Below are 21,629 nucleotides of genomic sequence, written 5' to 3'. Positions count from 1 at the left end.
GCGCATGGAATGGTATACTCGAAGCAGGAGAAAGGAGGAGCCCGTGAGCCCCTTCATCTGGTTGGCCGTCGCCGCCGTCATGGCGCTCGCCGAAGTGGCGTCGTTCGGCCTCATCACCATGTGGTTCGTCGTGGGCGCCCTCGTGGCGTTCGGCGCGAACCTGCTCGGCGCCGACCTGCTCGTGCAGATCGTCGTGTTCCTGATCGTGTCCGTCGTGTGCCTCGTCGCCCTGCGCCCCGTGTTCGTGAAGTACCGCGATCGCGGAAAGCAGGAGGAACCCACCCATGTCGGGCAGACCGCCATCGTGGTGGAGGACGTCGACAACGAGGGCCTCACCGGTCGCGTGGAAACCGACAACCGCATGACCTGGGCCGCGCGCTCCGCGGACGGCTCGTTCATCCCCCAGGGCGCTGTGGTGCGCATCGTGGGGCAGGAGAGCGTGAAGCTCATCGTCGAAAGGAAGGTGTCCTGACATGTTCACCCTCGATCCGCTCATGATCGCCATCATCGTGATCGTCGTGCTCGTGGTGCTGTTCTCGGTCACGTGCATCAAAATCGTCCCGCAGGCCGAGGCAGCCATCGTCGAGCGCCTCGGCTCGTACCTGGCCACGTGGAACAACGGCCTGCACGTCAAGGTGCCCTTCATCGATCGCGTGCGCCCCTACATCTCGCTCAAGGAGCAGGTGTTCGACTTCCCGCCGCAGCCCGTCATCACGAAGGACAACGTCACCATGTCCATCGACACGGTCGTGTTCTTCCGGATCATGGACCCGAAGCTGTACTGCTACGGCGTGGAGAACCCCATCATCGCCATCGAGAACCTGTCGGCCACCACGCTGCGCAACATCATCGGCGATCTGGACCTCGACACGACGCTCACCTCGCGTGACACCATCAACGCGAAGATGCGCGCCATCCTCGACGAGGCCACCGACGCGTGGGGCATCAAGGTGAACCGCGTCGAGGTGAAGAACATCACGCCGCCCGCCGCCATCCAGCAGGCCATGGAGAAGCAGATGAAGGCCGAGCGCGAGAAGCGCGAGGCCGTGCTTCTGGCCGAGGGCGAGAAGCAGGCCGCCATCACCATCGCCGAGGGCAACAAGCAGGCTCAGATCCTGTCCGCCGAGGCCGCGAAGCAGCAGGTGATCCTCGCCGCCGAGGCCGAGAAGGAGAAGCAGATGCGCGAGGCCGAGGGCGAGGCGGCGGCCATCCTGAACGTGCAGCAGGCCACGGCCGACGGCATCCGCATGGTGCGCGAGGCCGGCGCGGACAGCGCGGTGCTCACGCTGCAGGCGTTCGAGGCGCTCAAGAAGGTGGCCGACGGCCAGGCCACGAAGCTCATCATCCCCTCCGAGATCCAGGGCATGGCGGGCCTTGCCGCCTCGCTCAAGGAAATCGTCGTGGACAAGCAGGAATAGCGCTTCCCACCTCGCGTTTTGTGGAGCTTTCGGAAGACCGCTAGACAAGGCGCGCCCGAAACCGGACAATACGAACCCGACGATAACCCGCGCCGCCCCGACCACGGGCGGCGCGTCCCATAGAAGCAAGAAGGACGTGTTGACCGTGATTTCCATCGTGCAGTCCCCCAACCCCATCTTGAACCAGATGTGCGAACCGTGCGATCTGGACGACAAGAGCCTGAAGAAGCTGGCCAAGCAGATGGCGAAGGCCATGTACAAGAACGACGGCTGCGGCCTCGCCGCGCCGCAGCTGGGCGTGACGAAGCGCCTCGTGGTGATCGATTGCGACCAGGACGAGGGCGAGCAGAACCCCATCGTGCTCGTGAACCCCGTGCTCGTGGACACGCAGGGCGACCCCGTCGTGGCGGGCGAGGGGTGCCTGTCGTGCCCCGGCATCTCGGTGCCCATCGCGCGCCCGCCGTTCGCGCGCGTGCGCTACTTCGACCTCGACGGCGAGGAGTGGGAGATCGAGGGCGACGATCTTCTGGGCCGCTGCCTGCAGCACGAGCTCGACCACCTCGACGGCATCACCATGTTCGAGCGCTGCGACCCGCTCGTGCGCATCCAGGCGCTGCGCGACTACGAGATCGCGGTGGCCTCCGGCGCGAAGCCGGGGGAGACCTCGCTTGAAGCGCGGGTGCGCTGACATGCGCGTCGTGTTCATGGGCACGCCGGAGTTCGCGGCGACCATACTCGACGACCTCGTGGAGCAGCACGACGTGGTGGCGGTGTACACGCGCCCCGACGCGGTGCGCGGCCGCGGCAAGCGCCTCGAGCCCTCGCCGGTGAAGGCCGTGGCCGAGCGCCACGGCCTGCGCGTGCTGACGCCGCGCACCCTGCGCGACGAAGAGGCGCAGCGCGAGCTGGCGTCCTTCGCGCCCGACGTCGTCTGCGTGGCGGCCTACGGCGCCATCCTGCCGAAGGCCGTGCTCGACATCCCGCGCTTCGGCTGCCTCAACGTTCACGCCTCGCTGCTGCCGCGCTGGCGCGGCGCCGCGCCCATCGAGCGCGCCATCCTGGCGGGCGACGCCGAGGCGGGCGTGTGCATCATGCGCATGGAGGAGGGCCTCGACACGGGCGCGTACTGCGTGTGCCGCACAGCCTCCGTCGAGGGCAAGAGCGCCGCAGAGCTCACCGAGGAACTGGCCGACCTGGGCTCGCACGCCCTGCTCACCGCCCTCGTGCACGTCGAGCGCGGCGCCGCCGAGTGGACGGAGCAGGACGAGGCGCTCGTGACCTACGCGTCGAAGATCGAGAAGCGCGAGCTGGACCTGTCGCCGGCCGACGACGCCTTGACGGCGTCGCGCAAGGTGCAGGCGTCGCGCGCGGCGCATCCGTCGCGCGCGACGGTCGCGGGACGCGGCGTCACCGTGCTCGAGGCGCGCGCCGTCGAGGACGCGCAGGGCGGCGAGCTTGCGGCGGGCCTCGCGCCCGGATCGGTGCGGTTCGCGGGCAAGCGCCTGTTCCTCGGCATGGCAGACGGCGTCCTCGAGGCGCTCGAACTCAAACCTGACGGCAAGCAGGCCATGGATGCGCGTTCGTTCGCCGCGGGCATCCAGGGAATCAAAGACGGCGGCCTGACGTGGGAGGAAACGCATGCCTGAACCATCCGAGAAGCGCGAGCCGAAAGGCTACGCGGGACCCAAGAACCCGCCGAAGAGGCCGCGCTCCAAGGCGAGCCCCGCGCGCCTCGCCGCGCTCGACGTGGTGCGCGCCGTGCGCGAGCGCGACGCGTTCGCACAGGACGTCATCGGCACGCGCATCGACCGCTCGGACCTCTCCTCGGAGGACCGCGCCTTCGCCACGAAGCTGGCGCTCGGTACGGTCAGCGCCAGCGGCACGCTCGACGAGGTCATCGACCGCGCGCTCAACAAGCCTGACGACGTGAAGCCCGACGTGCGCGACGCCCTGCGCCTGAGCACCTACGAGATCATCTTCTTGGGCAAGAGCCCGCATGCGGCCGTCGACCAGGGCGTCGAGCTCGTGCGCTCGTTCGCGGTGAGCGCGTCGGGCTTGGCGAACGCGGTGCTGCGCAAGATCGTGGCCCTGCGCGCGTCGTTCCCCTTCGGCGATCCGATGCGCGACCTCGAGGCGCTCGCGCGCCTGCACGCGTTCCCGCTGTGGCTCGCGCGCAAGCTCATCGCCGACCTGGGGCCGCAGGCGGCCCTCGACTTCATGCGCGCCTCGAACGAGCAGGCGCCGCTGTTCATCGCCGTCAACGCCGCGAAGACGAGCGACGAGGCCCTCGTGGCCGCGTTCGAGAAGCTCGACGAGGGGCTCGACCCGGTGGCGATCGACGACGTGCGCGTTCCCGGCTGCTACCGCGTGCTCGATACGCGCGCTCTGCTGCTGCCCGAGGTGAAGCGCCTGTTCGGCCAAGGCAAGATACTCGTGTCCGACGCCGCTTCGCAGCTCGTGGCCGCCTCGGTGCTGCCCGAGCGGAAGCCGGAAACGTTGCTGGAGGTGGGCGCCGGGCGCGCCACGAAGACCATCCTGCTGCAAAGCGACGCCCAGCGTGCCTACGGCTCGCAGCTCGCGCTCACGGCGCTCGACAACCATGCGTTCAAGACGCGGCTGCTCAAAGAGCGTGCCGACCGCTACAACGCGCAGGTGGCCGAGGCGCTCACGGGCGATGCGCTCGAGCTGGACGCCGTGGTGGGGGAGCGGCAGTTCGACGAGATATTCATCGACGCGCCCTGCTCCGGCCTGGGCACGCTGCGCCGCCACCCCGAGATCCGCTGGCGCATCACGCCGGCCGACGTCGCGGAGTTCGCGCGCGTGCAGCTGGGCATGCTCCAGTCCGCGGCGCCTCACGTGGCCGTCGGCGGCACGCTGGCCTACGCCACGTGCACGGTGACGCGCGAGGAGAACAACGGCGTGGTGAAGGCCTTCCTCGACAGCCCCGCCGGCGCGGGCTTCGAGCTGGCGCCCGTCAACGGCCGCTCCTGCGTCGCCACGCGCCTGCGCCCCGGATCGTCGGACGCCCACTTCGCCGTCCGGTTCGTCCGCACCGCCTGACGCACGCCGCACCCCGAATCGAAACGAAAAGGAGACCCTATGCTTTCCGAGCGCATGCTTTCGCGCCTGATCCATACCATGACCAAACGCGAGTTGACCCTGCGGCCGACCGACGAGACCATGATGCCGCCCGCGAACCCCGGGCAGAAGTACATGCTGTACATGCACGTGCCCTTCTGCGAACGGCTCTGCCCCTACTGCAGCTTCAACCGCTACCCGTTCCGTGCCGAGGTGGCCGCGCCCTACTTCGCGAACATGCGCAAGGAAATGATGATGCTCAAGGATTTGGGCTACGACTTCGAGAGCATCTACGTGGGCGGCGGCACGCCCACCGTCATGATCGACGAGCTGTGCGAGACCCTCGATATGGCTCGCGACAACTTCAGCATCAGGGAAGTGGCTTCCGAGACCAACCCGAACCACCTGACGCAGCCGTGGCTCGACAAGCTGCACGGCCGCGTGCAGCGCCTGTCCGTAGGCGTGCAGAGCTTCGACGACGACCTGCTCAAGCAGATGGACCGCTACGAGAAGTACGGCAGCGGCGACGAGATCCTCGAGCGCATCGCCGAGGCCGAGCCGTACTTCGACTCGCTCAACGTGGACATGATCTTCAACTTCCCCTCGCAGACCGAGGACGTGCTGATGGCCGACCTCGAGAAGATCGTGCTGTCCGGCTGCCGTCAGACCACGTTCTCGCCGCTGTACGTGTCGTCGGCCACCACGCGCAAGATGGTGTCGGTGCTGGGCAAGATGGACTACGAGCGCGAGTACCGCTACTACCAGATCATCGACGGGGTGCTGGCCGGCGGCGACGACCCCCTGTTCGACCGCACCACGCTGTGGACGTTCACGCGCGACGGCGAGGGCGAGAAGCCGGTCGACGCGCCGCAGATCGACGAGTACCAGGTGAACTACGACGAGTACCCGGCCATCGGCAGCGGCTCCATCACGCACCTGAACGGCTGTCTGTACGTCAACAACTTCAGCATCAAGGACTACAACGCCGCCATCGAGAGCGGGCGCATGTCCATCATGGGCAAGACGGTGATGAGCAAGCCCGACCTCATGCGCTACCGGTTCCTGCTCGATCTGTACAAGCTGCGCCTCGACAAGCGGGCCTTCGCGCGCGATTTCGGCTGCACCATCGAGCGCGGCCTTCCCATGGAGATGGCGTTCATGCGCTTGAACGGGGCGTTCGCCACGGACAACGCCGACGAGCTGACGCTCACGCCGAAGGGCCGCTACCTGGTCGTCGTCATGTACCGCCAGTTCCTCAGCGGCATGAACAACCTGCGCGACCAGGCGCGCGCCGCGCTGACGGGCCCGGAGCGCGAGCTCTTGTTCGGCGAGGGCGTCCCCGCGTAGGGAGCCCGCGCGCGTCGACGACGCGCGAACCGACGCCCATGGCAGGCGGCCCGGAACCACCGGGCCGCTTTTTTGTTTCCAAATGATTTCGTCATCGTATGAATCGAAGCGGTTTGCTATACAATAGGTAGACTTTTATTCCGACAACATACAAGAAGGAGGTCAAGCGAGCATGGAGCCGAACATCGAAGAGGTGGCTGGACGTATTCGGGCGCTGCGCGAAGACCTCGACATCACCATGCAGGAGATGGCAGACGCGACGGGCCGCTCGGTGGCCGAGTACGCCGCGCAGGAATCGGGGCGGCAGGACCTGTCGTTCACGTTTCTGTACAAGTGCGCGCAGCGCTTGGGCGTCGACGTCATCGAGCTTTTGACCGGCGAGGACCCGCATCTTTCGGGCTATTCGCTGACGCGCGCCGCCGAGGGGCTGTCCATCAAGCGCCGTGCGGGCTTCGAGTACCTGCACAAGGCCCCGCACTTCAAGAACAAGCTGGCCGAGCCCTTCCTGGTGACGGCGCCGTACCTGGAGGAGGAGCAGAGCGAGCCCATCCACCTGTCCTACCACAAGGGCCAGGAGCTCGACTACATCATCTCGGGCCGCATGCGCTTCGCCTACGAGGACCACGTCGAGGAGCTCGAGGCGGGCGACCTGCTCATGTACGATTCCAGCCGCGGCCACGGCATGATCGCCACCGGCGGCGAGCCGTGCACGTTCCTCGCGGTCGTCATGAAGCCGAACGGGGAGATTATCTAGGCGCTGCTCCCCGGCGCGCGGCGTCCAACCGCGCGGAACCCGGGCGCATGCGCCTCGCATTCGATGATCCCATCCGTCTCGCGGCGGATAGTTCCCGCCGCATCGATTCCCCAGAAAGACATCATCATGAGAAACATCAACCTCCGTTACGTGAACGAATCCTACGACGAGGACGGGGTGCTCGCCTCGTTCGAGGTGAACTGCCCGGCCGACTTCAACTTCGGCTACGACGTGGTCGACGACATCGCCGTGAACGATCCCGATCGGCGCGCCATGGTGTGGTGCAACCCCGAAGGCGAGGAGCACGTGTTCACCTTCGCCGACATGAAGCGCTGGTCGGACAAGACGGCGAGCTTCCTGGCCGAGGCGGGCGTCGGGCGCGGCGACATGGTCATGGTCATCCTGCGTCGCCACTACCAGTTCTGGTTCGTGGCCACCGCGCTCGCGAAGCTGGGCGCCGTCATGGTGCCCGCCACGTTCATGCTCAAGGAGCACGACCTGGAGTACCGCCTGAACGGCGCCTCCATCAAGGCCGTCATCGCCACGTCGCTCGGCGACATCGCCGACGTGGTGGACAACGTGGCGGGGGCGTGCCCCACGCTGGCATGCCGCATCCTCGTGAACGGCGCGGGCGGCGGGCTGTCGCCCGAAGACGAGCACGGCGCCATCGTGCTGCCCGAAGGCGAGCTCATCGGGCCCGCCTTGTCCGGCCCCGAGGGCGTGTGCGCGGCTTCGGCCGAGCGCGACGGCTGGCTCGACTTCAACGCGGGCGTGCGCGCCGCCTCCGAGGACTTCGAGCGTCGCGAGACGGCCGCCGCCGACCCCATGCTCATGTACTTCTCGTCCGGCACGTCGGGCAACCCCAAGATGGTGCTGCACGATTCCGAGTACGCCATCGCGCACCTCGTGACGGCCAAGCACTGGCACAACGTGGAGCCCGACGGCCTGCACTTCACCATCGCCGACACGGGGTGGGGCAAGGCCGTGTGGGGCAAGTACTACGGCCAGTGGCTCATGGAGGCGTGCGTGTTCACGTACGACTACGACCGCTTCCGCCCCTCCGACATCCTGTCGCTCATCGGGCGCTACGGCATCACCACGCTGTGCTGCCCGCCCACGATGTACCGCATGATGATGACCGAGGACATCGACGCCTTCGACCTGAGCACGCTCGTGTACTCCACGACGGCGGGCGAGGCGCTGAATCCCGACCTGTTCGACTTCTGGAAGGAGCACACGGGGCTCACCATCTACGAAGGGTTCGGGCAGACCGAGACGCCGCTCACCATCGCGAACCTCACGAACTCCACTCCGCGCCCCGGCTCCATGGGCAAGCCGGTGCCGCTGTACAACGTGGAGATCCAGCGCGACGACGGCACCCGCTGCGCCGTAGGCGAGACGGGCGAGGTGTGCATCGACATCCACGAGAAGGCCGCCGGCATCATGCTGGAGTACTACCGCGATCCCGAGAAGACCGCGGCCGCCATGACGTGCGGCTGGTACCATACCGGCGACACGGCCTGGTGCGACGAGGACGGCTACTTCTGGTACGTCGGCCGCAACGACGACGTCATCAAGTCGAGCGGCTACCGCATCGGCCCCTTCGAGATCGAGAGCGTCCTGCTCGAGCACGAGGCGGTGCGCGAGTGCGCCGTCACCGGCGTGCCCGACCCCACGCGCGGCAAGGCCGTGAAGGCCACCATCGTGCTGGCCGAGGGCTTCGCGGGCTCCTCCGAGCTCACGCGCGAGCTGCAGACCTGGGTGAAGCACAAGACCGCGCCGTACAAGTACCCCCGCATCGTGGAGTACGTCGAGGCGCTGCCGAAAACCGTGAACGGCAAGATCCGCCGCGCGGCAATCCGCGAGACGGACGAGGCCGCCGCGGCGCCCGAAGGGCTCGTGTGATGGCGGCCGACGACCCGGAGCGCTCCGCGCGCGGCCCGCTCGCCCTCGACGTGCCCGTGGCCGTGGTATGCGGCCATTACGGGGTGGGCAAGACGAACCTGTCGCTCAACGTCGCGCTCGACGCGGCCGAGGCGGGGCGCGCGGTCACGGTGATCGACCTGGACGTGGTGAACCCCTTCTTCCGCTCGAGCGACTACCGCGCGCTGCTCGACGAGCGCGGCATCCGCCTCGTCGCGCCCGTGTTCGCGGGCACGAACCTCGACGGGCCCAGCCTGTCGGGCACCATCGAGCCGGCCATCGACGGCGCGCAGCGCGCCTGGCGCACGGGCGACGAACGCCCGCTCGTCGTGATCGACGCGGGCGGCGACGACGTGGGCGCGACGGCGCTCGGCCGCTTCGCGCGCACGGTGTCGCAGGCCCCCTACGCCATGCTGTACGTGGTGAACCGCAGCCGCAACCTCACGCAGGAGCCGGGCGAGGCCGTCGAGGTGCTGCGCGAGATCGAGCTGAAGTCGGGCCTCGGGGCCACGTGCGTCGTGAACAACACGCACTTGCAGGGCGACACCGACGAGGCGGTGGTGGAGCAGGGCGTGCCGTTCGCGCGCGCCGTCGCGCAGGCGGCCGGGCTGCCCCTGGCGTGTACGACCGTGCCCGCTGCGCTGGCCCAGCAGGTCGCCGACCGGGAAACTACCCACCGCGCGCCGAATGGGGATCGGCAAACGTACTATCCTGTGCAAGTATATGTAAGAACTCCCTGGGAATAGGCAAGAGAGCTGCGTGCCGGACGCTTTTCGTCCGGCCGTTCATGCATTCAGACGAGACGAGGAAGGCGAATCATGGCGAGAATCAGCGTAGACGACTCCTTCTGCAAGGGGTGCGGCCTGTGCGTTGACGCATGCCCCGAGCAGATCATGGCGCTCGACCACGACAAAATCACCGCGAAGGGCTACCACCCCGCGTACTGCACCGACATGGACGCGTGCACGGGCTGCATGTCTTGCGCGACGATGTGCCCTGACGTTGCGATCACGGTAGAGAGGTAGACCATGGCAGAGAAAGTGCTCATGAAGGGTAACGAGGCTTTGGCGGAGAGCGCCCTGCGCGCCGGCTGCCGCTTCTTCTTCGGCTACCCCATCACGCCGCAGACCGAGCTCGCGGCATACATGTCCAAGCGCATGCCGAAGGTGGGCGGCACCTTCCTGCAGGCAGAGAGCGAGATCGCGGCCATCAACATGGTGTACGGCGCCGCGGCCGCCGGCGCGCGCGTCATGACGTCGTCGTCGTCGCCGGGCATCTCGCTCAAGGGCGAGGGCATCTCCTACATGGCCGGCGCCGACCTGCCGGGCGTCATCATCAACGTGCAGCGCGGCGGCCCGGGCCTCGGCGGCATCCAGCCGTCCCAGGCCGATTACTGGCAGGCCACCCGCGCGCTCGGCCACGGCGACTTCCGCGTGGTCGTGTACGCGCCGTCCACCGTGCAGGAGATGGCCGACTACGTGTACTCCGCGTTCGACGTGGCCGACAAGTACCGCACGCCCGTCATGATCCTTGCCGACGGCATGCTCGGCCAGATGATGGAGCCCGTGGTCATGCCCGAGCCCGTGGACGCGCTTCCCGACAAGCCCTGGGCCACGAACGGCCACCGGCACGAGCGCGCCCACAACGTGGTGAACTCGCTGTACCTGACGGCCGAGGCCCTCGAGGACCTCAACGTGGAGCGCTACGAGCGCTACGCCGCCATCGAGCGCGACGAGCAGCGCGCCGAGTCGTTCATGTGCGACGATGCCGACATCGTGGTCGTCGCGTTCGGCGCGAGCGCCCGCGTGGCGCGCAGCGCGGTGGTCGCGGCGCGCGAGCAGGGCATCAAGGCCGGCCTCATCCGGCCCATCACCCTGTGGCCGTTCCCCGTGGACGCCATCGAGGCCACGGTTCCCACCGCGAAGGCGTACCTGTCGGTGGAGATGAACATGGGCCAGATGGTGGACGACGTGCGCCTGACCGTCGCCGGCCGCCGTCCGGTGGAGTTCTACGGCCGCACCGGCGGCGTCATCCCGACGCCCGTGGAGGTGCTGGCCAAGCTGGAATCGATGAACGAAGAACTCGCTGCGTCCGCGAAAGGAGGGGAGTAGGCCATGGCCGAGAAGGAAATGAAAGTCGTGTTCGAACGACCCCATGCGCTCTTGCCCGTCGTGACGAACTACTGCCCCGGGTGCTCCCACGGCATCGTCAACCGCCTCGTGGCCGAGTGCCTCGACGAGCTGGACGTGGAAGGCTCCACGGTGGGCGTGGCCCCCGTCGGCTGCACCGTCACGTCCTACGACTTCTACGGCTGCGACATGATCGAGGCCGCGCACGGGCGCGCGCCGGCGGTGGCCACCGCCGTCAAGCGCGTGCTGCCCGGCGGCGTCGTGTTCGCCTACCAGGGCGACGGCGACCTCGCGTCCATCGGCATGGCCGAGACCGTGCACGCTGCCACCCGCGGCGAGAACATCACCGTCATCTTCGTCAACAACGCCATCTACGGCATGACGGGCGGCCAGATGGCCCCCACGAGCCTGCCGAACCAGGTGACGCAGACGAGCCCCTACGGCCGCGACACCGAGACGGCCGGCTTCCCCATCCGCGTGTGCGAGCTTCTGAGCTCGCTCGACGGCGTGGCGTACCTGGAGCGCGTCACCGTCGACTGCCCGAAGAACGTGCGCAAGGCGAAAAAGGCCATCAAGAAGGCGTTCCAGACCCAGATCGACGGGCGCGGCTACTCGCTCGTCGAGATCGTGGGCACGTGCCCGACGAACTGGGGCATGACGCCGCAGGACTCCTTCGCGTGGATGAACGAGAACATGCTGCCGTACTACCCGTTGGGCGTCTACAAGGACGTGGTGGCCGAGGGCTACGCGAACGCGGCCGAGGCCGCCGCCGCGCGCAACGCCGACTGCCCCATTGCGAACCCTGCCCCGCAGGCGGAAGGAGGCGCGCGATGAGCCGCTCCGTCAATATGGTGCTGGCCGGCTTCGGCGGCCAGGGCGTGCTGTTCGCCGGCAAGCTGATCGCCTACGCCGGCCTGTTGGAGGACCGCGAGGTGTCGTGGCTGCCCTCCTACGGTCCCGAGATGCGCGGCGGCACCGCGAACTGCAGCGTGTGCGTGTCGGACGACCCCATCGGAAGCCCCCTCGTGCTGGAGCCCGACGTGCTCGTGGCCATGAACCAGCCGTCGCTCGACAAGTTCGAGCACAGCGTGGCGAAGGGCGGCGTCGTGGTGGCCGACTCCACGCTCATCCAGCGCATCCCCGAGATCGAGGGCGTGCGCATGTGCGCCATCCCCGCGACGGCCATGGCCGAGGAGGCGGGCTTCAAGAAGCTCGCGAACATCATCCTGGCCGGCAAGCTGTTCGCCGAGACGGGCTTCTGCGAGGAAGCGACCCTGTGGAAGGCCATCGAGAAGTGCGTGCCCGCCAAGAAGGCGGAGATGCTCGACATGAACAAGCGGGCGCTGCAACTGGGAATCGACGCATAGGGTTCCGCCGTTCTTCGAACGGCGGAACATGCCGACGCTGCGGCCGTCCGTGGCGCTCGAGCTTGGCGCTCCAAGCCCTCGTCGCGTGCCCGAGGCGCGCTTCCTCGGGCTTTCACGCCAATCTCGGGCACCACGGAAAGCCTCGCTGACCGATTTGGAAATGTACGCGATAGAAAGTGTAGGATTCGCATGGTAGCTGAACTGGCCGAGATCGGCCTGCGCATCAAGGGTCTGCGCGAGGCGTGCGACGTCTCGCGCGAGGACATGGCGGCCGAGCTGGAGGTGCCGCTGGAAACCTACGTACGCTGGGAGGAGACCGGCGACGACGTTCCCATCTCGGCCATCTACCACATGGCCCACCACTTCGGCGTGGAGTTCACCGAGATCCTCACCGGAACCGCGGCGAAGCTCGACACGTACCAGGTGGTGCGCTGGGGCGAGGGGCGCGAGGTGGACCGCTATCCGGGCTACCACTTCGAGGACCTCGCGTGGCGCTACACCGGCAAGATCATGCAGCCGCTGCTCGTGGTGCTCGACCCGTCCGACGAGCCGGCGAAGCTCGTCACCCACACAGGCCAGGAGTTCAACCTCGTCATCGAGGGCACCGTCGTGGTCACCTGGGCGGACAAGGAGTTCGAGCTCAACGCCGGCGACAGCATCTACTTCAACCCCGAGCACCCGCACGGCCAACGCTGCGGCGGCGACGTGCCCGCGAAATTCGTGACCATCATCGCAGAGTAGGAAGCGCGACCCGTGAACCATATCCTGAAAAAATACTGCCCCCGCATCGAGTTCGACTCCTACGAGGACTTCTTCGAGAACTTCCGCATCGACGTGCCTGAGGCGTTCAACTTCGGCTTCGACGTCGTCGACGAGTGGGCGCGCGTCGAGCCCGAGAAGCGCGCGCTCGTGTGGTGCGACGACCACGACGAGGAGCGCACCTTCACGTTCACCGACCTGTCGCGCCTGTCGAACCAGGCGGCCAACGCATTTCGCAAGCTCGGCATCGGCAAGGGCGACGTGGTCATGATGATCCTGCGTCGCCGCTGGGAGTATTGGGTGTGCGCCGTGGCGCTGTGCAAGCTGGGCGCCACCATCATCCCGGCGTCGTTACAGCTGACGAAGAAGGACATCGTCTACCGCGCCGACAGCGCGAGCGTGAAGGCCGTCGTCTGCGTCGACGACGACTACGTGTGCGGCCAGATGGAGCTTGCGCTGCCCGAATCGCCGTCCATCGAGAACCGCATCATCGTTGCGGGCGAGCGCGAGGGCTGGACGCCGTTCGACGAGCTGATCGAGGGCGAGTCGGACGAGTTCGAGCGCCCGTGCGGCCCTGCCGGCGTCACGAGCAAGGACACCATGCTCATCTACTTCACGTCGGGCACCACCGGCATGGCGAAGGCCGTGTGCCACAACTTCGCGCATCCGCTGGGCCATATCATCACGGCGAAGTACTGGCAGCAGGTGGAGGAGGACGCGCTGCACATGAGCGTGACCGACAGCGGCTGGGCGAAGTTCGGCTGGGGCAAGATCTACGGCCAGTGGATCGCCGGTGCCACCGTCTTCGCCTACGACATGGACAAGTTCGTGCCCACGAAGCTGTTGCAGAAGATCCAGGACTACCGGCTGACCACGTTCTGCGCGCCGCCGACGATGTACCGCTTCATGCTGCAGGAGGACGTGAGCGCCTACGACCTGTCGAGCGTGCACAACTTCGCCACGGCGGGCGAGCCGCTCAACGCCGAGGTCACCATCGCGTGGAAGCGTTTGACCGGCAAGAACATCCGCGAGGGCTTCGGGCAGACCGAGGGCCCCGTGCTGCTGGCCACCTTCCCGTGGGTCGACCCGCGCCCGGGCTCCATGGGCAAGCCCTCGCCGCTGCTCAACATCAAGCTGCTCGACGACGACGGCAACGAGGTGCCCGACGGCGAGGAGGGCGCCATCTGCGTCACGGGCCTCAAGGAGGCGTACCCGCCGGGCCTGTTCACGGGCTACTACCGCGAGCCGGAGCGCACGCGCGAGGCCGTGGGCGGGGAATACTACAACCTGCACGACATGGCGTGGCGCGACTCGGACGGCTACTGCTTCTTCGTGGGCCGCAACGACGACGTCATCAAGTGCTCGGGCTACCGCATCGGCCCCTTCGAGGTGGAGAGCGCGCTCATCGAGCACGACGCCGTGGTGGAGTGCGCGGTCACGGCCGCGCCCGACCCCATCCGCGGCAAAGTGGTGAAGGCCACGATCGTGCTGGCAAAGGGCTGGGAACCCTCCGATGAGCTGGTCAAAGAGCTGCAGAACCACGTGAAGAAGACGACGGCGCCGTATAAGTACCCCCGCATCGTCGAGTTCGTGGACGAGCTGCCGAAGACCATCGGCGGCAAGATCAAGCGCAAGCTCATCCGCAACCAGGACGGCATCGAGGATTAACGGGGCGCGCCGACGCGGGCGCGGGGATCGTGCTATCATGTCAGCTCATGGACCCGCATGAGCCGACATATCGCGACTACGCCCGTTGGGCGCGCCAATCGCTCGAGGAGATCGCGCGCGATTGCGACGTGCAGGCGTTCCGCGCGAGCGGCCCGGGCGGGCAGTGCGTGAACACCACCGACTCGGCGGTGCGCATGACGCACGTGCCCAGCGGCATGACGGCGACGTCCCGCGAGTCGCGCAGCCAGTTCCGCAACCGCCAGCTGTGCGTGCAGAAGCTGCGCGACCAGTTCGCGCGCAAGGCCGTCCCGCCGAAGGTGCGCCGGGCCACGAAGGCGACGCGCGCTTCCAAGGAGCGCCGCCTCGCCGAGAAGCGCCATCGCTCCCAGACGAAGTCCCAGCGCGGCCGCGTCGACGAGTAGCGCGGTCGGCCTGTCGGCGCATGCCCGCCGTGGATGCCGCTTTCTCGCACGGCCGGGCCTTCGCAGCTGCGATTCGTGGCAGAAAACGCGAGAAATTCGTCGTCGCACTACCGTCGCAAGCGACGATTTGTCCAGGGCGGTTTCGAAGCCCCCTCTTTGAGCAGGCGAAACGAAACAGCGCCGGTTGCCCCTCTGCCACCCCGGCCGAAACGGCGGGGAAAAACGACGAATTTCTCGCGTTTTCTGCCAGAAGAGGGGGTTTCTTTGGCGTGCGCCCCCTGTTGCGGTCGCGCGGCGGCCGGGCAGGCGCGAAAGCCGTCCGCACACTACCACGGGTAACGCTTGCGTGTCCCTCCTGCTACGAACCTGCGACGGTTCGGTGACCGGGCGCTGCTCGGGCGTATCGTGAACTCGTTATGACGGTTTGCGTCGTCTGCGGGCGGCGTATCAGCGATAAGGAGCACGCGCATGGCGGATTTGCAAAGTCCGAAGGACCGGATCACCCTGCGAAACGGCTACGGCATTCCGTGTTTGGGGTTCGGCACGTGGAAGATGCCCGACGGGGAAGTGGGAATCGACGCCGTTCATCAGGCGCTTCATGACGGGTATCGCCACGTCGACACGGCTCAAGCCTACGACAACGAAGGCACGGTGGGCAAGGCGCTCGCCACGGGCGGCGTGTCGCGCGAAGATATGTTCGTCACCACGAAGGTGTGGAACACCGATCGCGGCTACGACGCCACGCTCAAGGCGTTCGAGGAATCGCGCACGAGGCTGCATCTCGACTACGTCGACCTCTACCTCATCCATTGGCCCGCTGCGAAGGGCGCCGAATCGGAGTGGCAGCGCACGAACCAGGAGACGTGGCGCGCGCTCGAGACGCTGTATCTCGACGGGAAGGTGCGCGCGATCGGCGTGAGCAACTTCAAGCCCCATCACCTCGAGCCGCTCATGGACGCTGCCGACATCCTGCCGATGGTGGATCAGATCGAGCTGCATCCCGGCTGCAACCAGGAGGTCACGCGCGAGTTCTGCAACCGCCACGACATCGTGGTGGAGGCCTGGTCGCCGCTCGGCTCGGGCCGCGTGCTGGAGAACCAGCTGCTCATCGACATCGCGGCCAGCTACGGTTGCACGGTGGCGCAGCTGTGCCTGCGTTGGTGCCTCCAGCGCCGCGCCATCCCGCTGCCCAAGTCCACGGACCCGGCGCGCATCGCCGAGAACGCGCGCATTTTCTGGTTCAACATCACCGACGAGGACCTGCAACGCATCGACGAGCTGGACCCGCTCGGCCAAAGCGGCCTCGACCCCGACACCGTCGACTTCTAAGCGCACGCACCCGTAGAAAGCCCGCTGATGCGGGCTTTCTCTTGTAGTGGAGCGCAACGCATGGCCGACGGGCGGGCAACGCGTTGGCAAGGTCCGCGCGGCCCCGCATGCGCCGGCGGGGTTCTCCCGTAGGGTGTATCGGGTACGTCTGGACGCAAGCGCGCCGAGCGCGCCTCGAAGCGACCCCCGATAAGGAGCATCAGCATGGTCGATAACGCTCACAGCGGCGCGAACCGCGCCTCGTCTGATGCGAGCGCCGGCGGGAAGCCGGGCAAGCAGAAGCTCGCGCGCGTGCTCAGCGTGCCGGACATGGTCGTGTACGGGCTCATCTTCATGGTGCCGATCGCGCCGATGGGCATCTACGGCGGCGTGTTCGGCGATTCGGGCGGTATGCCTGCGCTCGTGTACCTCGTGGGCACGCTGGCCATGGTGTTCACGGCGCTGTCCTACGGCATGCTCATCCGCGAGTGGCCCGTGGCGGGATCGGTGTACGCCTACACCTCGCGCGGCCTCGGCAAGGGCATCGGCTTCGTGACGGGCTGGACGCTTCTGCTCGACTACCTGCTGATCCCCCTGCTCATGTACGTGGTGGCCTCGACGGCGCTCTCAAGCCTCGTGCCCGAGGTGCCCGCATGGGCGTTCGCCGTGGTGTTCGTGGTGGCGAACACGTTCGTGAACGTGCGCGGCATCGGCCTCACCGACATCGTGAACCGCATCGCGCTCGTGCTGGAGATCCTCGTGCTGCTTATCTTCGTCGTGCTCGGCGTCCGGTGGCTGCTCACCGATCCTGCATCGCACGGTTTCTCGCTCGATCCCTTCTTCAACCCGTCCACGTTCGATCCGAACCTCGTCATGAGCGCCGTATCGCTGGGCGTGCTGTCGTTTTTGGGCTTCGACGGCATCGCGACCTTGTCGGAGGAGGCGAAGGACGGCCGCCGCGGACCGGGGCGCGCCATGATGGCGTCGCTTGCCATCGTGGGAAGCCTGTTCGTGCTGCAAACCTACATCGCCGGCTGCATCAGCCCCGACGGCGCCGCGTTCGCGGGCGATTCGAGCAACGCCTTCTACCTCGTGGCGCAGCTCGTGGGCGGGCGCTGGCTGTACGTCGTGTGCGCGGTGGCGACGGCGCTGGCCTGGGGCATCTTCACGGCGCTGGCCGCGCAGACGGCCGTGTCGCGGATACTCTTCGCCATGGGCCGCGCGGGCGGGCTGCCGAAGCCGTTGGCCAAGGTCCACCCGAAGTACCGCACGCCCTACGTCGCGTCGCTGTTCGTGGGCGCGCTCACGCTCGTGCTCGTGCTGACGTTCGGGCAGCTGGGCACCGATACCATCTCGCTGTTCGTGAACTTCGGCGCGCTCACGGCGTTCCTCATGCTGCACGTCACCGTCATCGGGTACTTCTTCGTCAAGAAGCGGGACGGACGCTGGGTGGCACACCTGCTGTCGCCTTTGTGCGGCATCGCGGTGATCGGCTACACGTGGTGGAGCCTCGACGTGCCGGCGAAGGTGCTCGGCCTCGTTTGGATGGCCTTGGGAATCGTGTACTACCTCGTGCTGCACTACGGTTTGAAGCGCGACGTGAAGCTGGACGGCTAGGCGCACCTGCGCGCATCGTGGGAGCCGTCGAACTGCTCAGCTGCGAAAACGGCGCGCTGTGCGTCGTAACCGGTTCTAGACAACGTCACCCTCTTCGTCGGAAAATAGATCAACACGGTCAAAAACGAAAGCATGCACGAGGAGGTTGCGGTTTGAGGATAGCGATCTGCGATGATGACGGAGCGCTTCGAAGCGGTCTGCGCAGCGCGCTGGACCGGTCGCTGGCTGGGCGAAACGTTCGGGCGCGGTACCAGGAGTACACCGCCGGCGAGCGCCTGGTGGCCGCCGCGGCGGAGGGCGAGCCTTTCGATTTGGTGTTCCTCGACGTCTATCTCGAAGGTGAGGACGGCGTGTCGGCGGCTCGCGCGTTGCGCGCCGTGGACGCGGCGGTGCCCATCGTCTTCCTCACGGTCTCGCGCGAGCACGCGGTGGAGAGCTACGAGGTGCGCGCAACCGACTACCTGATGAAACCGCTCGATCCGACCGCCATCGAGCGCGTCCTCGATCGGGTCCTTCCGGCCCATAAGCCCCGACTGGCGTTCAGGGTGGGCGCGTCGCGGCGCTATTTCGCCTTCGGCGACATCATGTACCTCGAAAGCCGCGACCATGCGGTGCTGCTGCATATCGCCGACGGTTCCTGCCATCGCGGGCTGGCGAAGCTCGACGACGTGCAACGGGATCTGGACGACCCTCGTTTCCTGCGCTGCCACCGCAGCTGCCTGGTGAACATGGACTACATCGCCGACGTGCACGACGATTTCGTCCTGCGCGACGGAACGTGCGTGCCGGTGCGCGTGAAGGAGCGCCGCAAGATGCACGAAGCCTATCACCGGTACTTCGTCGACGCCTTGTGCGAGAAGCGCGGGGGCGCGTAGGGGGGGGGCGAGCCCGATGCGTGCATCCGGCAACGCTTGCGTGCCGGATGGGCGGCCAGGCGTCGCGGCGGCGGGGCACGGCGGTGTACAATGGCCGAAAACGCATGCGCGCCCGCGTTCGGGCGCTCTCGGTCAACGCCGTGGAAGGGAGTTTCTCATGGGAATCGTCGCCGCGTACGCCGTGCCGCACCCGCCGCTCATCGTGCCCGCTGTGGGTCGGGGGCAGGAGCGCGCCATCCAGGACACCGTAGACGCGTACCGCGAGGTGGCGCGCCGTATCGCCGCGCACGCTCCCGATACCATCGTGGTCGTCTCGCCCCATGCGCCGCTGTTCCGCGACTGCTTCCACGTGTCCACCGGCGAGGCCGGGCACGGCGACATGGGAAGGTTCGGGGCATGGGACGCGTCCGTCACCGTGCCCTACGACGGCGCGATGGGCGCCTCCATAGCCGCCTGCGCGCGCAAGCACACGGTGCCGCTGTGCGGCAGCGGCATGCGCGACGGCGAACTCGATCACGCCACCTTCGTGCCGCTGCATTTCGTGAACGAGGCCTACACCGGCTACGAGGTGGTGCGCATCGGGCTTTCGGGCCTGTCGCCCGAGACGCATCTCGCCATGGGGCGCTGCATCGCCGAGGCGGCCGACGACCTCGACCGCACCTGCGTGCTGGTCGCGAGCGGCGATCTGTCCCACAAGCTGGCGGCCGAGGGCCCGTACGGCTATGCGCCGCAAGGACCCGTGTTCGACCGTACGGTGACCGCGCTGTTCGATGCGGGCGACCTGGACGGGTTGATCGACATCGACGAGGCGTTCGCCGAGGAAGCGGCCGAATGCGGTCTGCGGGCGTTCTGGATCATGGCCGGCGCGCTGGAGGGCCGACCGTTCTCGCACGAGCTGCTCAGTTACGAGGGGCCGTTCGGCGTGGGCTACGCCGTGGCCGCCTTCGAGGTGCAGGGCGCATCCGGCGACGGGGCCGTGCGCTCGGGCATCGACGAGCGCGCCGACGCGCTCGACGCCGAGGACGCCGCGGCCGACGGCGCGCGCGTCGATCCGTACGTGGCGCTGGCGCGGGCGAGCGTCGAGGGCTTCGTGCGCACGAGAAGCCCCATCGCGCTGCCGGACGACCTGCCGCCCGAGCTGGCCGACGAGCGAGCCGGCGTGTTCGTGTCGCTGCACGAGCGCGGCGAGCTGCGCGGGTGCATCGGCACCGTCGCTCCCGTCACCGGCAGCGTGGCGGCCGAGATCGTGCGCAACGGCGTGGCGGCGGCCTCCGAGGACCCGCGCTTCCCGCCCGTGCGGCCCGAAGAGCTGGATGCGCTGTCGTACTCGGTGGACGTCTTGCTCACGCCCATGCCCATCGACTCGGTGGACGAGCTCGATCCCGCGCGCTACGGCGTGATCGTGACGAAAGGGTGGAAGCGCGGTTTGCTGCTGCCGAACCTCGAGGGCGTGGACTCGGCGCAGCAGCAGGTGGACATCGCGAAGCGCAAGGCCGGCATCGACCTGTTCGACGACGACGTGGAGCTCGAACGGTTCGAGGTGGTGCGCCATGAACGCGGGGGAGAGGCGCGCCGTGGCTGACGGCAAGGGCGCCGTCCCGAGCGGAAGGGACAGCGCGGAGTCGAAGGATCCCGTGCGGTTCTGGGGCGCTTCCCCGCGCGCCGTCTGCGGCGTGTGCCCGCACGCGTGCACGCTCGCCGAGGGAGCGCGCGGCATCTGCCGGGCGCGCGTGGCGCGCGGCGGGCGCGTGGTGGACGAGAACTACGGGCGCGTCACCTCGATCGCGCTCGACCCGGTGGAGAAAAAGCCGCTCGCGCGGTTCCGCCCGGGCTCGACGGTGCTGTCGCTGGGCAGCTACGGCTGCAACCTGCGCTGCCCGTTCTGCCAGAACGCGAGCATCGCGTGCGCGGGGGCCGACGATGCGGCATGGCGCGAGCTTTCCCCCGAGGAGGCGGTGCGCCTGGCCGCCGGCGCGTGCGACGACGGGTGCGTCGGCATCGCCTACACCTACAACGAGCCGCTCGTGGGCTACGAGTACGTGCGCGACGCGGGACGTCTCGCGCACGAGGCGGGCCTCGTGAACGTGCTGGTGAGCAACGGGATGGTGAACGAAGAGCCGCTCGCCGAGCTCCTCGGCGTCGTGGACGCGGCCAACATCGACCTCAAGGGGTTCACGCAGGGGTTCTACGACCTGGCGGGCGGCGATCTGACCGCCGTCAAGCGCACCATCGAGACGCTGGCCGCCGATCCGGCGTGTCATCTCGAGGTGACGACCCTCGTGATCCCCGGCCTCAACGACGATCCCGACGAGATCGACGCGGCGGCGGCCTGGCTGGCATCGCTCGATCCGTGCATCCCGTACCATCTCACGCGGTTCTTTCCCTGCCACCGCATGCTCGATCGGCCCCCGACGCCCGTGCCCGCCCTGCGCGCGCTCGCCGACGTGGCGCGCCGCCACCTGGACGACGTGCTCGTGGGGAATTGCTGAGCGGACGGGCGCGGCGCTCGCTTCTGGCAGGTTTCGACGGAAAACCGCGATCGCTTTCCCGCTTCTGCCGCTAGACGACGAAAAGGCCCTCCCTCGACCAGGCGTTTCCCCAGGGTTTGCGGTGAATGCTCCTCCCGTTGCCCCGCCCGAAGGCGGATAAACGTCGAAACCTGCCACCATCGGCATACCCCTACGTTAAACCACCATCGACATAGAGTTCCTCCGGTCGTGGCCGTTTTCGACGGGTATACGTCGTTCGGAAGAGCTTCGTTCGAACGCGCGTACCGATCATAGGAGAACGTTTTTCAAAGGGCCAGTTCAGCGGCTTGGTGCATTTTCCCGCGCCGCGAGATGCTTTGAACGGGGACGTATATCCGTCGAAAACGGCCGCGAAACGAGAATCTCTACGTTAAACCACCGTTGACATACGCCAGGCCATACCGGGACCGGCGGGGTCGAGCCGCCCCCCCCCCCA

20 protein-coding genes and 1 pseudogene are annotated in these 21,629 nt (G+C 67.6%); all 21 read left to right on the top strand.

Annotation, left to right across the window (positions count from 1 at the left end):
* Positions 1-43 precede the first annotated feature (43 nt).
* Positions 44-472: an NfeD family protein gene (locus C1A15_RS11090; RefSeq protein WP_101722629.1), complete on the top strand. Its 429-nt coding sequence runs from the start codon at positions 44-46 to the stop codon at positions 470-472.
* 1 nt (position 473) lies between these two features.
* Positions 474-1,418: an SPFH domain-containing protein gene (locus tag C1A15_RS11085; RefSeq protein ID WP_101722628.1), complete on the top strand. Its 945-nt coding sequence runs from the start codon at positions 474-476 to the stop codon at positions 1,416-1,418.
* Positions 1,419-1,554: 136 nt separating this feature from the next.
* Positions 1,555-2,106, top strand: a complete 552-nt coding sequence (gene def / locus C1A15_RS11080) for a peptide deformylase (RefSeq protein WP_101722627.1) — start codon at positions 1,555-1,557, stop codon at positions 2,104-2,106.
* A gap of 1 nt (position 2,107) precedes the next feature.
* A complete protein-coding gene (gene fmt, locus C1A15_RS11075; protein WP_101722626.1) occupies positions 2,108-3,064 on the top strand; it encodes a methionyl-tRNA formyltransferase in 957 nt (318 codons plus the stop codon).
* On the top strand, positions 3,057-4,478 hold the full coding sequence (locus C1A15_RS11070; protein ID WP_101722625.1) for a transcription antitermination factor NusB: 1,422 nt from the start codon (positions 3,057-3,059) through the stop codon (positions 4,476-4,478). Before fmt ends, C1A15_RS11070 begins: the two co-directional genes overlap by 8 nt.
* Positions 4,479-4,517: 39 nt before the next feature.
* Complete coding sequence (locus tag C1A15_RS11065; RefSeq protein ID WP_101722624.1) at positions 4,518-5,843, top strand: coproporphyrinogen III oxidase family protein; 1,326 nt, start codon at positions 4,518-4,520, stop codon at positions 5,841-5,843.
* A 172-nt stretch (positions 5,844-6,015) separates the two neighbouring features.
* On the top strand, positions 6,016-6,597 hold the full coding sequence (locus C1A15_RS11060; protein WP_101722623.1) for a helix-turn-helix domain-containing protein: 582 nt from the start codon (positions 6,016-6,018) through the stop codon (positions 6,595-6,597).
* A gap of 126 nt (positions 6,598-6,723) precedes the next feature.
* Positions 6,724-8,502: an AMP-binding protein gene (locus C1A15_RS11055; protein ID WP_101722622.1), complete on the top strand. Its 1,779-nt coding sequence runs from the start codon at positions 6,724-6,726 to the stop codon at positions 8,500-8,502.
* Positions 8,502-9,266 carry a nucleotide-binding protein gene (locus C1A15_RS11050; RefSeq protein WP_101722621.1) on the top strand — a complete coding sequence of 255 codons (765 nt, stop codon included), beginning with the start codon at positions 8,502-8,504 and terminating at the stop codon, positions 9,264-9,266. Before C1A15_RS11055 ends, C1A15_RS11050 begins: the two co-directional genes overlap by 1 nt.
* A 72-nt stretch (positions 9,267-9,338) precedes the next feature.
* Entirely contained in the window at positions 9,339-9,545 is a 207-nt protein-coding gene (locus tag C1A15_RS11045) for a 4Fe-4S binding protein (RefSeq protein WP_101722620.1), read from the top strand.
* 3 nt (positions 9,546-9,548) lie between these two features.
* Positions 9,549-10,631, top strand: a complete 1,083-nt coding sequence (locus C1A15_RS11040) for a 3-methyl-2-oxobutanoate dehydrogenase subunit VorB (RefSeq protein ID WP_101722619.1) — start codon at positions 9,549-9,551, stop codon at positions 10,629-10,631.
* A 3-nt stretch (positions 10,632-10,634) separates the two neighbouring features.
* Positions 10,635-11,483 carry a thiamine pyrophosphate-dependent enzyme gene (locus tag C1A15_RS11035; protein WP_101722618.1) on the top strand — a complete coding sequence of 283 codons (849 nt, stop codon included), beginning with the start codon at positions 10,635-10,637 and terminating at the stop codon, positions 11,481-11,483.
* Positions 11,480-12,016 (top strand): 2-oxoacid:ferredoxin oxidoreductase subunit gamma family protein, encoded by a 537-nt coding sequence (locus tag C1A15_RS11030; RefSeq protein WP_101722617.1) that lies wholly within the window; start codon positions 11,480-11,482, stop codon positions 12,014-12,016. Before C1A15_RS11035 ends, C1A15_RS11030 begins: the two co-directional genes overlap by 4 nt.
* 189 nt (positions 12,017-12,205) lie before the next feature.
* Positions 12,206-12,757, top strand: a complete 552-nt coding sequence (locus tag C1A15_RS11025) for a helix-turn-helix domain-containing protein (protein WP_021409396.1) — start codon at positions 12,206-12,208, stop codon at positions 12,755-12,757.
* A gap of 12 nt (positions 12,758-12,769) precedes the next feature.
* The gene (locus C1A15_RS11020) at positions 12,770-14,443 is read left to right on the top strand and encodes an AMP-binding protein (RefSeq protein WP_101722616.1); all 1,674 of its coding nucleotides are present in this window, start codon (positions 12,770-12,772) and stop codon (positions 14,441-14,443) included.
* Between the two features lie 137 nt (positions 14,444-14,580).
* Positions 14,581-14,865, top strand: a pseudogene (locus tag C1A15_RS11015) (peptide chain release factor-like protein); the annotation flags it as partial.
* Positions 14,866-15,333: 468 nt separating this feature from the next.
* Entirely contained in the window at positions 15,334-16,194 is an 861-nt protein-coding gene (locus C1A15_RS11010; RefSeq protein WP_101722614.1) for an aldo/keto reductase, read from the top strand.
* A 204-nt stretch (positions 16,195-16,398) separates the two neighbouring features.
* Complete coding sequence (locus C1A15_RS11005; RefSeq protein WP_101722613.1) at positions 16,399-17,790, top strand: APC family permease; 1,392 nt, start codon at positions 16,399-16,401, stop codon at positions 17,788-17,790.
* 152 nt (positions 17,791-17,942) lie between these two features.
* Entirely contained in the window at positions 17,943-18,665 is a 723-nt protein-coding gene (locus C1A15_RS11000) for a LytR/AlgR family response regulator transcription factor (RefSeq protein ID WP_180953077.1), read from the top strand.
* Between the two features lie 157 nt (positions 18,666-18,822).
* Complete coding sequence (gene amrA / locus C1A15_RS10995) at positions 18,823-20,247, top strand: AmmeMemoRadiSam system protein A (RefSeq protein ID WP_101722611.1); 1,425 nt, start codon at positions 18,823-18,825, stop codon at positions 20,245-20,247.
* Positions 20,216-21,154, top strand: a complete 939-nt coding sequence (amrS, locus tag C1A15_RS10990) for an AmmeMemoRadiSam system radical SAM enzyme (RefSeq protein ID WP_101722610.1) — start codon at positions 20,216-20,218, stop codon at positions 21,152-21,154. The genes amrA and amrS overlap by 32 nt, the downstream gene beginning before the upstream one ends.
* The last annotated feature ends 475 nt before the right edge of the window (positions 21,155-21,629 follow it).

The organism is Eggerthella timonensis (assembly GCF_900184265.1).
Lineage (GTDB): Bacteria > Actinomycetota > Coriobacteriia > Coriobacteriales > Eggerthellaceae > Eggerthella > Eggerthella timonensis.
This window is presented reverse-complemented; position numbering and strand designations above follow the sequence as displayed.

Excerpts from the sequence above, each read along its gene's own strand:
- C1A15_RS11085 (WP_101722628.1), top strand. The coding sequence starts at position 474 with ATGTTCACCCTCGATCCGCTCATGATCGCCATCATCGTGATCGTCGTG.
- fmt (WP_101722626.1), top strand. The coding sequence starts at position 2,108 with ATGCGCGTCGTGTTCATGGGCACGCCGGAGTTCGCGGCGACCATACTC.
- C1A15_RS11070 (WP_101722625.1), top strand. The coding sequence starts at position 3,057 with ATGCCTGAACCATCCGAGAAGCGCGAGCCGAAAGGCTACGCGGGACCC.
- C1A15_RS11065 (WP_101722624.1), top strand. The coding sequence starts at position 4,518 with ATGCTTTCCGAGCGCATGCTTTCGCGCCTGATCCATACCATGACCAAA.
- C1A15_RS11060 (WP_101722623.1), top strand. The coding sequence starts at position 6,016 with ATGGAGCCGAACATCGAAGAGGTGGCTGGACGTATTCGGGCGCTGCGC.
- C1A15_RS11055 (WP_101722622.1), top strand. The coding sequence starts at position 6,724 with ATGAGAAACATCAACCTCCGTTACGTGAACGAATCCTACGACGAGGAC.
- C1A15_RS11050 (WP_101722621.1), top strand. The coding sequence starts at position 8,502 with ATGGCGGCCGACGACCCGGAGCGCTCCGCGCGCGGCCCGCTCGCCCTC.
- C1A15_RS11045 (WP_101722620.1), top strand. The coding sequence starts at position 9,339 with ATGGCGAGAATCAGCGTAGACGACTCCTTCTGCAAGGGGTGCGGCCTG.
- C1A15_RS11040 (WP_101722619.1), top strand. The coding sequence starts at position 9,549 with ATGGCAGAGAAAGTGCTCATGAAGGGTAACGAGGCTTTGGCGGAGAGC.
- C1A15_RS11035 (WP_101722618.1), top strand. The coding sequence starts at position 10,635 with ATGGCCGAGAAGGAAATGAAAGTCGTGTTCGAACGACCCCATGCGCTC.
- C1A15_RS11030 (WP_101722617.1), top strand. The coding sequence starts at position 11,480 with ATGAGCCGCTCCGTCAATATGGTGCTGGCCGGCTTCGGCGGCCAGGGC.
- C1A15_RS11025 (WP_021409396.1), top strand. The coding sequence starts at position 12,206 with ATGGTAGCTGAACTGGCCGAGATCGGCCTGCGCATCAAGGGTCTGCGC.
- C1A15_RS11010 (WP_101722614.1), top strand. The coding sequence starts at position 15,334 with ATGGCGGATTTGCAAAGTCCGAAGGACCGGATCACCCTGCGAAACGGC.
- C1A15_RS11005 (WP_101722613.1), top strand. The coding sequence starts at position 16,399 with ATGGTCGATAACGCTCACAGCGGCGCGAACCGCGCCTCGTCTGATGCG.
- amrA (WP_101722611.1), top strand. The coding sequence starts at position 18,823 with ATGGGAATCGTCGCCGCGTACGCCGTGCCGCACCCGCCGCTCATCGTG.
- amrS (WP_101722610.1), top strand. The coding sequence starts at position 20,216 with ATGAACGCGGGGGAGAGGCGCGCCGTGGCTGACGGCAAGGGCGCCGTC.